This window comes from Mucilaginibacter lacusdianchii (assembly GCF_009770985.1).
Taxonomy (GTDB): Bacteria; Bacteroidota; Bacteroidia; order Sphingobacteriales; family Sphingobacteriaceae; genus Mucilaginibacter; species Mucilaginibacter lacusdianchii.
Genome location: NZ_WSRW01000007.1, coordinates 57,007 through 71,903, shown reverse-complemented (window position 1 = coordinate 71,903; position 14,897 = coordinate 57,007). Strand labels below are relative to the sequence as shown.

General features: G+C 42.6%; 10 protein-coding genes. All 10 read left to right on the top strand.

What is annotated here, in order from left to right; translation table 11 throughout:
• The first annotated feature begins 358 nt into the window (after positions 1 to 358).
• The 10 genes from GPM24_RS20755 (at position 359) to GPM24_RS20705 (ending at position 14,894) form a co-directional block, all read left to right on the top strand.
• Entirely contained in the window at positions 359 to 589 is a 231-nt protein-coding gene (locus GPM24_RS20755) for a hypothetical protein (protein WP_158829413.1), read from the top strand.
• Positions 590 to 625: 36 nt separating this feature from the next.
• Positions 626 to 880, top strand: coding sequence for a hypothetical protein (locus GPM24_RS20750; protein ID WP_158829411.1), 255 nt, complete (start codon positions 626 to 628; stop codon positions 878 to 880).
• Between the two features lie 601 nt (positions 881 to 1,481).
• Positions 1,482 to 5,168, top strand: coding sequence for a hypothetical protein (locus GPM24_RS20740; protein WP_158829407.1), 3,687 nt, complete (start codon positions 1,482 to 1,484; stop codon positions 5,166 to 5,168).
• 9 nt (positions 5,169 to 5,177) lie between these two features.
• Positions 5,178 to 5,525, top strand: a complete 348-nt coding sequence (locus GPM24_RS20735) for a hypothetical protein (protein ID WP_158829405.1) — start codon at positions 5,178 to 5,180, stop codon at positions 5,523 to 5,525.
• Between the two features lie 155 nt (positions 5,526 to 5,680).
• On the top strand, positions 5,681 to 9,253 hold the full coding sequence (locus GPM24_RS20730) for a DUF6443 domain-containing protein (RefSeq protein WP_158829403.1): 3,573 nt from the start codon (positions 5,681 to 5,683) through the stop codon (positions 9,251 to 9,253).
• Positions 9,254 to 9,676, top strand: coding sequence for a hypothetical protein (locus GPM24_RS20725; RefSeq protein WP_158829401.1), 423 nt, complete (start codon positions 9,254 to 9,256; stop codon positions 9,674 to 9,676).
• Between the two features lie 888 nt (positions 9,677 to 10,564).
• Positions 10,565 to 10,990: a type IV pilin protein gene (locus GPM24_RS20720; RefSeq protein ID WP_158829399.1), complete on the top strand. Its 426-nt coding sequence runs from the start codon at positions 10,565 to 10,567 to the stop codon at positions 10,988 to 10,990.
• Positions 10,990 to 11,517: a hypothetical protein gene (locus GPM24_RS20715; RefSeq protein WP_158829397.1), complete on the top strand. Its 528-nt coding sequence runs from the start codon at positions 10,990 to 10,992 to the stop codon at positions 11,515 to 11,517. The genes GPM24_RS20720 and GPM24_RS20715 overlap by 1 nt, the downstream gene beginning before the upstream one ends.
• Entirely contained in the window at positions 11,514 to 12,947 is a 1,434-nt protein-coding gene (locus tag GPM24_RS20710; protein WP_158829395.1) for a GspE/PulE family protein, read from the top strand. The genes GPM24_RS20715 and GPM24_RS20710 overlap by 4 nt, the downstream gene beginning before the upstream one ends.
• Positions 12,948 to 13,010: 63 nt before the next feature.
• Positions 13,011 to 14,894: a type II secretion system protein GspD gene (locus GPM24_RS20705; RefSeq protein WP_158829393.1), complete on the top strand. Its 1,884-nt coding sequence runs from the start codon at positions 13,011 to 13,013 to the stop codon at positions 14,892 to 14,894.
• Positions 14,895 to 14,897: the final 3 nt, after the last annotated feature.

The window sequence follows — 14,897 nt, the reverse complement described above, 5'->3', positions numbered from 1 at the left end:
CAAACGTTAACTAATCTGACTTATCACCCTTTCATGCATACTCGTCACATGTCCGCCCACTTATTTAATTAGTTCATTATTTCTTTTTTATGTCCAATAGCAGCTTGTTTTTAAGTTGCGAGGACGGCTTTTGTCCTATATATTAAGTTTCAATCAAGCCTTAATCTAATTCATATATGAAAAAACTTTACTTCTCTTTGTTAGCGGGTATGCTCGCTGGCTACTCCTCTTATGGGCAATTAAACACCGCGACGCCTGGTCCTACTACCGGTGTTACTACTACGACAGATAAAGTGGGTTTGGTACCACCAGTCCTAATGCGCTGTTAGAGGTCAATGGTAGTTTCGTCTCTGCAGGAATGGCAAGCAACCTGGATGGTAAAAGCCTAAATTTTCTGGTTAATTCAGGTAAGCTGTTAACAGGGTGGAACTGGTCAAAAGGAGCGGGCGAAACAGATTTTATCGCCAATCAGGGGGCTGGTAACATGGGCGGCTTTGCTTTTTATAATTACAATAATTCCAACCAAGAGACCCGGCTCATGTACATTAGGGGCGATGGTAAAGTTGGTTTTGGCGTCGATGACCCGTAAGGTTTTTTTAATCTTCGAGGGCCTTCGGCTAATGGTATGCTCAGGTTAAATCCTTATCAAGATAATGGTGAAACCAGTATCAGTTTCAATACCCGTGCTAGCGCTACTGATTGTTATAACCTGTGGATGATTGGCGCGGGTGCTTGGGGTACAAGAAATAAATTTGTTATTGGAAGTTCGGCCAACAATGCGCCGCTAATGACTTTTATCCCGAACGGAAATGTGGGTATTGGTACGACTTCGCCGGATACCAAACTGCAGTACAAGGCACTATTCATACACAAGAGGTAAGAGTAGATATGACTGGCTGGTCGGACTATGTGTTTAAACCAGCTTACCACTTGCCATCCTTGACGGAGGTTAAATCTTACATTGATCAAAATAAGCATTTGCCCGGTATACCCTCCGAAGCAGAGGTGTTGNCTTACATTGATCAAAATAAGCATTTGCCCGGTATACCCTCCGAAGCAGAGGTGTTGAAAGAAGGGATCAATCTTGGGGAAATGAATAAGCTGCTGCTGAAGAGAGTGGAAGAATTGACACTGTACCTGATTGAGAAAGATAAAGAACTCCGTTAGCAGTGTAGAGAAATTAACTTATTAAAGAAAAGAGTGATGTTCCATATAAACAATCAACATTTATTATGAAAAAGACAAAATTTATTGAGTTAAAACGAACATTCAATTTTATGAATCCGTCAGTAAATGAGATTCAGTAAATCAAAAAGCATATATACAACAGCAACTATATGCGACATTATAACAAAATATAATCTTCAACACCGTCAGTCTTACTGATTATTTAATTACAAAATTATAAAAATCAAATAGTGTACAAGTTATTAAAGGCGTGCCTTATCCTCCTTATTGTCTATTTAAGTTCTCTCAAGACTATGGGGCAAAATTTGCCCTCTTTTCCTACACCTAATACTGCAGCTTTCAATATCTTCCTCCAGTATCCACAAAGCAGTTTTACTGGCGTTCCCAATATCAATGTTCCTGTTTGTAAGTTTATTTCTCAAGGATTAGACTTATCTATAGGGTTATCGTATAACACGAATCTTGTAAAGCCACGCAATTTTGGAAGCTGGGTAGGTTTAGGTTGGAGTTTAAGCGCTGAAGGATCGATATCTCGAGTTGTTAATGGCAAGCCTGATGAAATGAAATGGGTCGATCAATCGAGTTATATTCTCTTCCAAGAAGAACAGGTAGGTTATCGGTACAATCATGGATATCTTTCTGGCTCTGACTGGATTAATGGAGATAAAGTTACATCAGCAATATTAGATGTTAGAAAAAATTATGATTATCAGCCAAGTCCAGATCAGGATTATGCGTTCACTGTAAAAGATTATGCACCTGATGAATTTTCTTTTTCTATAGGTGATTTATCAGGGAAATTCTATATGGATGACCAAGGAGGATGGAAGGTAAAAAGTAATACCAAAGTTGATATATTGATTAATGAAGAAGATTATGGCATATACACTACTCCATCGACTTCGTTCAACGGCAAGCAAGTGAATTTTCCTAATAATTATTTTATTAATAAAATTACCTTAATAGACCATCGTGGTATCAGATATTATTTTGGGGGTATATCTACTGCTAATGAAAAAGATAACAATTATCTTAATCAGTATAGTACATGGCACATATCTGAAATCAGGTTTCCAAATGGGAAGTCTATAAAATATGAATACGAAAAGGGGCAGTATGTTTCATGCGATATGCCAGAAAGCTATAATAGCCCTATATATGAAAATCACATTGTTTATTTTAGAACTGTACGTTATGACCCTGCTTATTTAAAGAGAATTATTACTGATGACGAACAAATCGATTTTTTCAGATCAGAGAATGCCGGGGAATTTGCAAAGTTAGATTCCTTGAAACATCGTAACAATATTGGCAAGCTAATAAAAACGGTAGCATTTAGTTACATAAATCGACCTATGGATCGTCTTAAATTAGCAAATGTCTATTTTAAAGACAATCAAAATTCTGTAAAGGAGCGATATCAGTTTATTTATGATCCTCTTACTTTTACTAATAATGTAAACACAGACCATTGGGGGTTCTTTACAACAAAACAAATCGCAGTGCCTAATCTGGCAACTTCAAGAATACCTGATACTGCAGTTTGTAGGGCAGAACTTTTGCATCAGATCATTTATCCAACAGGTGGGTCTTCCGTTTATACTTGGGAGCCCAATGATTGCTCCAAAGTTGTAACCAGTGACAGGACGAAATTAGATATTTATAACTACAACTCCAGTACCGGTGGTGTTAGAATCAAACAAATTTCCTTTTTAGACAAGGATGGAAAGCTAGCAGACTACAAGAAATATTGTTATAATAGAGATTATGGATTGCCAAATTATGCTAGTCTTTCTTCGGGCATTCGCTATAGCTATCCTCGGTATGATGGCGGGCCCTATAGAATCTATCTTTCTCCAGGCCTTCCGTTACAAGATAACAATGTTGGCAGTCACGTTTCTTATACTGAGGTGACAGAGATTAATTCCAACGGAAGTTATACAGTTACCGATTTCTCGAATTTTGATAGTGGAGTTTCCAATGAGTATATGGATGAAGTGCCTTTAGCTTTTAAAAGTGAAGGGTCAGCACCACGATATTTTACATCTCATTCACATGAGCGGGGCTTCCCTTTGGAGATGAGAATTTATTCAAGTGACAACATTATAGTAAGTAAGAGGGAGATTCAATATACAAGAGTAAATCCAGAAACTAGATACGTAAGGGCGTATATGGGTGGGCTCTTAGATGGGGTATGGTTTCATCCGGATGGGACTTATAAAATATTTTTTAATTGGAGTGGATCTGCTGTAAAATTTTTTTTAAATCCATACCTCCAAACGAAGGTCAAAGAAGTGACCTATGTTAATGGGGCTTCTGGTCAAGAACTTGTAAGCCAAACGTTTTACGACGAAAAGACCTTAAACGTTTCTAGTCAGGAAATTGTCAACAGTAAAGGCGAAGTATTAAAAACGACAAATGATTACGCAAATAATATAGTGGATCAAGGAAAAGATTATTCCGGTATCTATACAAAAATGCTGAATAACAATGTGTTGGACCTTCCAGTTGATATTGTTAAAAAGGTAAATGGGATTCAAACAGAACTCAGACATACTGATTATACTGAACCAATGCCAGGCTTATTTAAGCCACTAGCCGAAAGTGTTCAATATAAATCAGAGGTGCCGCAAAAAATAATTTCCTATGAAGGTTATGATGGTAGGAATGGCAATCTAATCAATTTTTCAAAAAACTCAGGTGTCAAGTTTGCCTACCAATGGGGATACAATGAGTCATTGCCGATAGTAAGTTCAATTAACGCACAAAACGATGTGAAAACCTATACACCAGAAACACAGGCAGGATTTCTTCCATTGTCTCAGAACAATGGGCGCGGAAGTATAACCTTTACTACATACTATAAAGGAAACGTAAGATTAGCGATAAGATTAACCGGTGCACCTAGTAAGCCATTTACTTTTGCCTTAAGTTTAAGTAGTGAAAGATACTTAACGAACATTAATTTATGTTTTGGCTTTAATGATCCCACCTACTGTGGCCCAGCCTCTAAAGACTATATAGAATTGGGTAACCTCGAGCCGGGTACTTATACGCTTTCCATTATTGGGGTGTTTTATCCTGGCGATTTTACTACCATACAGGCAGGAATCGATTATTCTTTTCAAGGTCGAAAGACTGTCACAACAGGTATGAAAGAATTTTTCTATGATGGTTTTGAGGAAAGTCCTATGGTTCCTGCCTTTGCTGGTCATACTGGTGCTAAATATACAGTGAATACTTTAGTCAACTGGGTAAGGCCAAACCTGCGTCAATATGTAATTAGCTATTGGTATAAAGTCAATAATATATGGAAGTATTCGGGAGAAAATGATTATACAAAAGATTCTTATACCTTAATAGGAAGCGATGTAAATGCTTATGATGATGTGAGGATTCAGCCTAAAGATGCTCAACTGACTACCTACACATATGAACCTCAAATTGGAATAACGAGTATAACAAACGATAATGGACAAACTACTTTCTTTGAATATGATGCCTTCCAACGGTTGTCTTTGATTAGAGATAATAGAAGAAATATCGCCAAGCAGGTTTTGTATAATAACCTGACGGAAGAAGCCAACTCCAGTATAGCTCCTAACTGGCAAAATACTTCAACAGCTATTCGCTGCAAGACAAACAGCAGTGCTCAAAACACAGGCGAGCAGGAACAAGAGCAAAAAAATGTAAACGCCGCCTCTTTAACCTACAACCAAACCCGCTGGGTGGTGGTGGCCACCAACACTGTGGCTTGCCCGCTGCCAATAGTAAATAATTGCACGGATTGTTACCGGGAATACCAAAAATGTATCAATGGTGTTTGTGAAATAGGTGTGCAGGTTTACCTTAGCTCCACACAGAATCCGTCCACAGGTTTGTGGACCTGTGAGTATCGTTACGAATTCAGTGATGGCTCCTGGTCCCAAAACTATATGGCCACATCTCCAGGTGCTTGTACCTTTTCAAACACTTTTTAAACTTTATTCATGAGAAAACCAATACTAATAATTATAGCTCTTTTTGTTCTACTAAACGGTGCCAAAGTTTACGGGCAATCGACACTGGCTGAGCAATTGGCCAGCCATATTTCCTTAAAAATGCGTGATTCACTGAAGTTAACTGACGAACAGCAAACGCGCATTTATCAAATCAACCTAGAGTTACACCGACAAAAGCTGCAGGTGCGTGGTCTTTATCGCAAGGCAGACTCTTTACAGATGAAGTATCAGGAAATAGAAAATACCCGTGATGGGCTTTATCAGGTGGTGCTGTCCAGTGATGAAAAGTACCAGCTCTATAAAAAGAAGAAAAGTAGTTTGGTTAATGCCAACTGACCTGTATGAGCCAATTGAGTCGAAACGAGAATTCATTCAACTAACAACTTATCACTTTAAACGTGAACCTTAATTTTATTCGATCGCAAGGTAATATCCGGGTTGTCTTTAAGAGCCTCTTGGTCTTACTCATATTAGTTACCGCCCCCATGGTCATGCGGGCACAAAAAGTTTTTAAAGATACGACGATAACCAGTTGGAACCAGTCATATCCAACGTCCATTCAGTTAAAGCCCGTTACGGTGATCACGCCAGGCCCAGGTCAGTCGGTGCGCTTGTATATCCAGCCGCCGGAGGCTAACTGCGAACCGTTAGCACTCAAGCCTAGCAAGAACCAGAACTATATCCTTACTTATACGCCCAGAAAAGGCGGCGTGGTGAACCCCATGGCCGACACGGCTCAGACTTGTAACGTGATGGCCCAAGTGCAGTATTTTGACGGGTTAGGAAGGCCCCTGCAGACAGTGCAGGTTAAGGGCAGTCCTACCCAGCGCGACGTTGTGCAGCCCGTGGCTTATGACCAATTTGGCCAGGAAGTGAATAAGTACCTCCCATATGTAGCTTATTCCGCTGATGGTGGCAGCGGCAGTTACCGTTCTAATGCACTGACCGAACAATTATCTTTTTATACAACGCCTAACAGTGGCTCATCCAACTGGAATGCGCCCGGTGTTGCCTCTACCATCAGACCTTTTGCAGTGACAGTGTTTGAGCCATCGCCACTAAATCGGGTTTTGCAGCAGGGGGCTCCTGGCATAGACTGGCAGCCCTATCAGCAGAATCTGCCCACATCGGGGCATACCGTCAAAACGGAATATGGCACTAATGCCACTAATGAAGTTCCTTTATATTTGATAAATACCGATGGTACCAGCGGCGCTAATTTTGGTGCAAACTATTATAAAGTAGGTGAGCTTTATAAAACCACATTGACGGATGAGAATGGCAATCACATAATTGAGTTTAAGGATAAGGAGGGACATGTCATACGCAAGCAGATAGAAAGCGATGGAGGTGTATATGCGATTACAGATTATATTTATGATAATCTAAGCAACCTGCGTTATGTGATACCGCCCGTAAATAAGCCAGCATACTTTACGGAGAATGATAATTTTGTTAAAGCTTATTTTTATTGCTACCATTACGATGAGCGAAACCGACTGATCGAAAAGAAACTGCCAGGCAAGGGCTGGGATTATGTAGTTTATAATGCACTTGATCAGGTAGTCATGAGCCAGGATGGAATCCAGCGGCATAAGTCCCCTCAAGAATGGACCTTTACCAAATATGATGCCTTGGGCCGGGTAATTTTGACAGGTGTCTGGATCGATGATTTGCACCAAAACAGGGCAGATGATAATTTTCGTGGCGATCTTCAAGTAATAGCTAATACAACAACGGGTCAGTGGGAAAGCCGTGATCTTGGAAACACACAGACTGGCTACACTAACACAGCTATTCCACAAGGTGCTATTAGTCAATATCTTACTATGAACTATTACGATGATTATACCTTTCCGGGAGTAACAACCTTCGGTATGGCTGCACCTAATTCAGCAATAGCTCAAAGTGCTAATGTTAGAGGCCTTCTAACTGGAACCAAGTTAAATGTGTTAGGTACAACTAATATGTTGTTAACAGTAAATTATTATGATGCTGAGGGGCGGATGGTACAAAGCAAGAGCCAGCATTATCTAGGTGGAGTTATCAATGCGTTCAATTATGATGAGGTTTCGACGAGCTATAATTTTTCTAACCAGACCATGACTCTAAGCCGCAAGCACTATACTCAATCTACCGGTAACACGCCGGCCGTAACAGTTATGGATACCTATACTTATGACCATATAGGACGGAAGCTAGAGACCAGAGAATGGATCAATGATCCATCCAAGGAGGTGCAGCTTAGTAAGTTAGATTACAACGAAGTAGGGCAGCTGAAAAGCAAAGCGCTGGGCAATGCCATTGAAACGGTGAACTATGCCTATAACGAGCGGGGCTGGCTAACAAGCGCTACTTCCTCAAAGTTTGCTCTGCAGCTACAGTATAACAACCATGTTCAGGAAAGCAACAAGCAGTGGAACGGTAACATTTCCGCTCAGTACTGGGGCTTGCCGGGGGGTCTCAACAAGCATTATGATTACACTTATGATAAGTTAAACCGGCTGAAAGATGGCATTTACAGCGCTGGTACTATCACGGGTGGCTACAGTGAAAAAGACATCACGTATGATGATATGGGGAACCTTAAATCGCTGAAGCGATACTGGCAAGGTACCCTGATGGATGATTTGACCTATGATTATCTGAAAGATGGCGTATTCAGTAATCAGTTACAGAAGGTTACGGATGCCAGTTTGGATGGGAACCCGGCCGGATACAAGGCAGGTTCATTAGGGTACACATACGATTATGATTTGAATGGTAACCTTTGGCACGATTACAGCAAGGGGCTCGAGGTTAAATACAACTTATTGAACCTGCCGCAGACCAATAGCCTTGCAGGACAGGGTACGATCAGCTACACGTATGATGCGACAGGCCGCAAGTTGCGGAAGGTAAGCACGCTAGGGGCGGGGAGCACCACAGATTATATCTCGGGCATCCAATACAAGACGGACGGCACGATTGACTTCATCCAGACCGAGGAAGGCCGGGCGTTGAAGTCGGGCACTAGTTACGCCTATGAATACACGCTCAACGACCACTTGGGCAATGCCAGAATTAGCTTAGATGCAGCGGGTACAGTCAAACAGGCTGATGATTACATGCCATTTGGACTTTCGTTCACACCGGTTGCTGTAACTAATCAACGAAACTTTTATCTTTATAACAAGAAAGAGTTGCAGGTAGGTTTAGGGCAGTACGATTATGGTGCTAGGTTCTATGATCCGGTTATTGCGAGGTGGACAAGCGTTGATCCGCTCGCAGATAAGATGCGGCGTTATTCACCGTACAACTATGGGTTTGACAACCCGATAAGATTTACAGATCCTGATGGTATGGGGCCATTGGATGATATCTTTTCTAAATTGGGAAAATTTCTAAGACACGTAAATAATAACTCAAATAATATATACATTGAAAGCAGTCCGGACGTATTTACCTTGATAAGTAGTTATAAGCTTAATGCTGATCAGGCATTCTTTCTTTTTCCGGATAAGAATGCTGCCAATAGAAAAATGGTGGAGAGAGTTTTAAACTATTATGCCAACAAGATGGGTACAACTGTAGATATTTATAAATATGGCAGCAAAAGTGGAAACGAACTAGGACATTACAACCCCAACACGAAAGGAATCTCTATAACTACTAACAATGAAGGGTATTTAGCCAAAAATTTAAGTAATGTGAATGCTCTACAAAGTGTAATCAGCCATGAGCTGAATCACGGCGCTGATGATAAGGCTGGCGTTGAAACCAGTTTTTTAACCCATGCGAAGGTTTATTATAATCAAGTTGTACAAGATAAGAATTTTAGGCTCGCTCCATACTTATTTCAATCAGGGCAAGTAACATCTTTTGCATCCTATATTTACGGGGCTTATATACACGGAGGCGTTGAAAGAGACGGCGCATTGAAGCTTGTTGAACAGTTCAATAAAGCACATATAAGCGGATGGACGATAGCGCCAAATGCTCAAAATGTTAGTGGACATGGATGGCAGATTTATAAAAATGGTCAATCTATTGGCGGTGCAACGGAGGCCGAGGATAAAAATTAAATGAAAAAGTCTTTTATGTTCTTGATTGTTTACATCCTAGTACTAGGATGTAAACACCGCAGTGCTTTTGAGCAAATTTTAATCCAAAAAGGTGATTCAAGATATTGGAAAAAGGGTTATATAGATTCTACAGGCAAGTTTAAGTTTTACAAGCAAAATTTTGAATTTTATGATGACGGTTCCTTCAAATTGTATTATAGCGAATTTGAAAACAACAAAGGGTCCAAATGGGTACCTACTGATGGCCATTTTAATTTAACATGGAAGTATAACGAACGGGATAGTATCTTGAGGACTAGTGGAATAATCCTTAAAGTGTTGAGTGCGAACAAGGATACTATTCTTATGAAAGCAACGGATTCGCAGGAGCGTTTCTTTTTCATAAGTGCCGTTAGTAGAGGCAAGGGTATTGATGATGATTAGCGTTATAAATGTCTATATTAGACAGGTTAAAATGCTGGTATGTAATGTAAGTTTAAATGCAATATGAACAGGTATCAAGAGCTGTTTATTTGCTGAGAAAATCCTGCTTGTATTATTGGGGGTTTATATATTGAAGCCAGATTATATTTGTAAACATTTTAATCTGGCTTTATCTTCCCTTTTTAAGACTCCATTTAACCAGCCTTATACTGGGGATTAAAAAAAATCAAATATATTGGCTTCTGCATAAGCTATCCTAAGATTCATTCCTTATAAAGCCAATTGCACAAAAAAGTTCCACTAGCTTTGTTAGATTTAGAAGCAGTTGTATTTTTAAGATTTGCTGTTTTCTTCAGATCCCTTAAATTAGGTGATTTTATTTTTTGGGATCTGTATTTAAATACGTATTTAGACTCTCATTGTAGCAGCGGGGGTGACTATCCTATTCTAGGATCAAGGTGATTTCTTGAACCTTCTACTTAAATGTATTACTCATTTGAAACAGTGGCAGGTACATGGAAATGAGAATCACACCCACAATGAGCCCCAGAAAGATAATAATAAGCGGCTCCATTGCACTCGAGAGTGCTGGTATTCCACCTCTTCCACATACTGTTCCGAGATGCGGGCGAAGAAGTAATCCAGCTGGTTGGTTTCTTCGCCCACTTTCACCAACTGGATCATCTTGGGTAAGTACATCTAAACTGGAGAAAATCTCCCGCAGAGCGGTTTATATGACTTCTATCAAGCTTGAAGCAAGTTAAAGTTTCTCCGCTTAGTAGCATTTATCATCTCGACCTTCTTATTCTTACTGGATATTTCTGTTTCAAAAACATCTTGCTTGAAACGAAAAATAATGCGATATTAGAAGACTGCTTTATCACAGTCATGAAATTCAAAAAGCCCCTAACACAAAAGCGCCTGGATGCCTACACGCTCACCGAGATACTGGTGGTGCTGGTCATCATTGGCATCATCATATTGCTAGCCCTGCCTAACCTTTTACCACTCATCACCAAAGCCAAAAGCATGGAAGCCAAAGAACAACTGGCGCACATTCAGATGCTGGAAAAAAATTATTTCTATGAGTACTCCAAGTATTCAACAGATTTGAAAGAGCTGGGCTTTATCCAGGAAAAGCTGACCACGGAAGGTAAGGACGGCAGAGCCAATTACCGCATCGAAATAACGAGTGCTACCAATACCGGATTTACCGCTAAAGCCACTTCTGTCGTTGACTTTAACGGTAACGGCACGTTTAACGTATGGGAAATTAACCAGGACAAAACCCTGCACGAAGTTACCCCGGATTAATGCTGCTCCTCAAGATACTGATTGCTTTTGTGCTGCTGATGATTTTTGCGGAAGATATGCGAAGCCGCTCTGTTCATTGGTATTTATTTCCTTTGTTAGCTTTAGAGCTAGGCCTGCTGCATTACTGGCAAGCGGGTCAGTCGCTACTGAATCTGCTTGCCTCAGCGGGACTTACCTTACTGTTTCTGTTCTTACAACTGGCGCTTGTGACGGCTTATTTTTCGTTCAAGAACAAACGCTTTACCAATATCACCGCAGGTCTTCTGGGCTGGGGCGACGTGTTGTTGCTGACTAGTCTAACATGCTATTTACCTTTGCTGCACTTCATAGTGTTTTATATTGGTAGCCTGGTTGTTATTCTGCTTTTCTGGATAATCTATCAAAAAACAGTAGTCGGGAAACAATCCACCGTGCCACTGGCTGGACTGCAATCTCTTTTATTCGTGCTGCTCCTGGCTTTTAGCTGGCTGCATCCTGATCTTAGTTTAGTAGACGATAGTCAACTGATTCAACTCCTGAGCAGATGAACGTTGCCGAAGAGATTATTCTTTCCCCCGATCAAGTGCACTGGCTTAGTAAGGAGCAGGCCTGGCATTACCGCATTTTGCCGAAAAACAAAAGCAAAGACCGTTTTTCTCTGTATTTTGACTCATCACACGATCGCACAGAGTTAGAAGCAGAGCTGGAAATATTAACCGGTCTAACCATACAACTGGAACCGTTGTCCACTGAGCAGGTTTCGCGCTTACTGTCCAAGTATTATTTGAAGGACAATGCTGCACAGGGCGCTACCCAACTGCAGGCCCAGCACCAGTCAGATGATTTTTTGATCACGCTGATCAGCGAAGCCAAGAACCTTAAAAGCAGTGATATTCATATTGAGGTCTATGAAAGCAAGTGCCGCGTACGTATTCGGATAGACGGTATGATGGTGGAACGCTACCTGCTCAAAAAAGACGAATACCCCGCGCTCATTAACAAGATCAAGATATCAGCCAACCTCGACATTGCCGAAAAGCGCCTGCCGCAGGACGGCCGCATAAATTTTAAACACCAGGATCATCAGTTTGATATCCGCGTATCCGTGCTGCCCACGCTGTATGGCGAAAAGGTAGTGCTGCGTTTGCTGAGCAACGATGCCACGAACATCGATCTATACAAGCTGGGTTTTTCGGAAAATGATTTGGAAAATTACCTGCAAGGCGTCAAAAGGCCAACCGGTATCCTCCTCATTAGCGGTCCCACGGGTTCGGGCAAGACGACCACGCTGTATGCCACGCTCAAGCTGCTGAATAAGGAAACCCGTAACATCCTGACTATTGAGGACCCCATTGAGTACACGCTTGAAGGTATCAATCAGGTGCAGCTCAAAGAATCCATAGGACTAGGCTTTGCCTCGGCGCTGCGAACCTTTCTAAGGCAGGACCCGGACGTGATCATGGTAGGTGAGATTCGAGATCCAGAGACGGCCAATATGGCCATTCGTGCAGCGCTGACCGGTCACCTGGTGCTGTCCACCATCCATACTAATTCGGCCTGGGGCACGGTGTCCCGCCTGATTGATATGAAGATTCCGCCGTTTCTGGTGGCTAGTACCCTCAATACCACCGTAGCTCAAAGGCTCGTGCGGCTGCTTTGCCCTGCGTGCAAAAAGCAGGAAGCTTTTGATGCAAAGCTATACCCGCGTCAGTTCAAGCCTTATCAACAGGTGAGTCACCACTTTGTGCCCACGGGTTGCGAAGCCTGCTATTACACCGGCTACAAGGGCCGGAAAGCGGTGTATGAGGTGATTCCGATTGACCAGGAACTGGCTATCGAAATTAAGAATGAAAACATGTATATCCAGGAGCTGCTTCGCGAGCGCGGCGTACAAACGCTGGCCGAGAATGCTTTTGGACTATTTGCAAATGGCGATACGTCGCTGGAAGAGATTTACCCCTTATTATTTAACTATTGATAGAAAAAGCCTATGACGAGAAGATTTACGTTGTTATTGGGAATATGGGCACTTATTATAATCATGCCCCTCACTATCCGGGCGCAACAAACCGACCGAATACAAGTATTACAGCAACGACTGGAAAAGCTGGCCCCGATGGTGCCGGGCCTAAATGATGCCGTGCAGCTTTCGCTGACTGGTGTATCACTGCAGGATTACCTTACGGCGCTGAGCAAGACCAACGGACTCAGCATCAGCGTGGATCCCAAGCTGAACTTTAAAGTATACAACAACTTTAACAACGTGACGGCGGCCAACATCCTGCTTTTTTTGGCCAAGCAGTATAGCTTGGAGATCTCACCCGTCGGTTCGATACTCTACATTACCGCTTACCAGGAAACTGTTCCGGTCACTAAAACGCTCGTCAAAGAGATCAATGCCCGTTACAACCAGCTGCAAAACACACTTTCGCTGGAGCTGGACAATGATTCGCTGACAGCAGTAGCTAGAAAAGTAACTCAGCTTTCGGGTAAGAACGTGGTGGTGCCGGTCGCCATGCAAAACAAACGGGTAAGCGCATTCATCAGTAATGCGCCGTTTGAAACGGCCTTAGAAAAACTAGCGTACGGCAACGAACTCAAGCTGACCCGTACCAGTGATAACTTTTACCTGTTCCAGAGCTTAGAAGACGGTGAGCAGTTATACGTCAATGGTGATAAAAACACGGCCGTGCGAAGGGCATTTAAGCCGGCGGGCGGACCGTCCGCCGCCCAAACCGGGCTATATATCACGACGGTTGCCGGACAAAAGCTGATTTCGGCGGATGCCACCAATGCGCCGATTCTGGACTTGGTCAAATCCGCCTCCTTGGAAACCGGTAAAAGCTACTTTTTATATTCGGACATCAAAGGTTTTATCACCCTTCATGTGACCAACGTGACTTATGAGAATTTCTTAGCTGCACTCTTCCGGGGGACTGAATATGCGTTTAACCAGCAGGATGGTATTTACCTGATCGGGGAGCGTAGGCTGGAAGGATTACGGGCCAGTAAGGTGATTCAGTTGCAAAATCGCTCGATTGATACTGTGCTGGCCATGGTGCCCACCGAGTGGAAGCGGGGCGTTGAAATCCGGGAGTTCCGTGAGCAGAATACGTTACTCTTGTCTGGTTCCAAGCCGCAGATTGCCGAAATCGAATCTTTAGTGAAGCAAATTGACCTATTAGTACCCATGGTACTCATTGAAGTAACCATGCTGGACATCCGCAAAACCCGCACCGTAAGTACCGGTATCAAGGCAGGGATCAGTGACAGTGTCCAAACCGGCGGCACCGTGTTTCCGGGCTTGGATTACACCTTCGGCTCCCGGTCGATCAACGACTTTTTAAATAGGCTGGGCAAGACGGCCGGGGTAAACCTGGGCCACGTCACGCCGAACTTTTATGCCACGCTCCGTGCGCTGGAAAGTAATGAGAACGTGGAAGTGCGTTCGGTGCCCAAGCTTTCTACGTTAAACGGGCACCCGGCTTGGTTCAGCACGGGGCAGAAGCGGTGGTACGAGGTGCGAACACAAAACGTGATTCCGTCTTTGCAATCCCCAACCAGCGTGTTCACGCAGCAGTTTAACCAGGTAGAAGCCAACATGTCGATCATGCTCAAGCCGATGGTATCAGGAGACGATCAGGTCACACTGGGTATCAAAATCGAGATCTCAGATTTTATTGGCAACCCGCCGGATAATGCACCGCCACCGACTTCCAACAGTAAGTATGAAACCACGCTGCGAGCGCATAACGATGATATGATTGTGCTGGGCGGATTGGAGCGCACAGAAAGGAGTGAAAATGGCTCGGGCGTACCGATCCTGTCGCGGATACCAATACTTAAATGGCTGTTCAGCAGCCGGACGAAAACGCGTGGAAAAGTAGTGACTGTTGTCTTTATTAAACCCACCATCATCCGCTAAGCA

Coding starts and splice junctions, on each gene's coding strand:
- GPM24_RS20755 (WP_158829413.1), top strand. CDS start 359: ATGGCAAGCAACCTGGATGGTAAAAGCCTAAATTTTCTGGTTAATTCA.
- GPM24_RS20750 (WP_158829411.1), top strand. CDS start 626: ATGCTCAGGTTAAATCCTTATCAAGATAATGGTGAAACCAGTATCAGT.
- GPM24_RS20740 (WP_158829407.1), top strand. CDS start 1,482: ATGGGGCAAAATTTGCCCTCTTTTCCTACACCTAATACTGCAGCTTTC.
- GPM24_RS20735 (WP_158829405.1), top strand. CDS start 5,178: ATGAGAAAACCAATACTAATAATTATAGCTCTTTTTGTTCTACTAAAC.
- GPM24_RS20730 (WP_158829403.1), top strand. CDS start 5,681: ATGCGGGCACAAAAAGTTTTTAAAGATACGACGATAACCAGTTGGAAC.
- GPM24_RS20725 (WP_158829401.1), top strand. CDS start 9,254: ATGAAAAAGTCTTTTATGTTCTTGATTGTTTACATCCTAGTACTAGGA.
- GPM24_RS20720 (WP_158829399.1), top strand. CDS start 10,565: ATGAAATTCAAAAAGCCCCTAACACAAAAGCGCCTGGATGCCTACACG.
- GPM24_RS20715 (WP_158829397.1), top strand. CDS start 10,990: ATGCTGCTCCTCAAGATACTGATTGCTTTTGTGCTGCTGATGATTTTT.
- GPM24_RS20710 (WP_158829395.1), top strand. CDS start 11,514: ATGAACGTTGCCGAAGAGATTATTCTTTCCCCCGATCAAGTGCACTGG.
- GPM24_RS20705 (WP_158829393.1), top strand. CDS start 13,011: ATGCCCCTCACTATCCGGGCGCAACAAACCGACCGAATACAAGTATTA.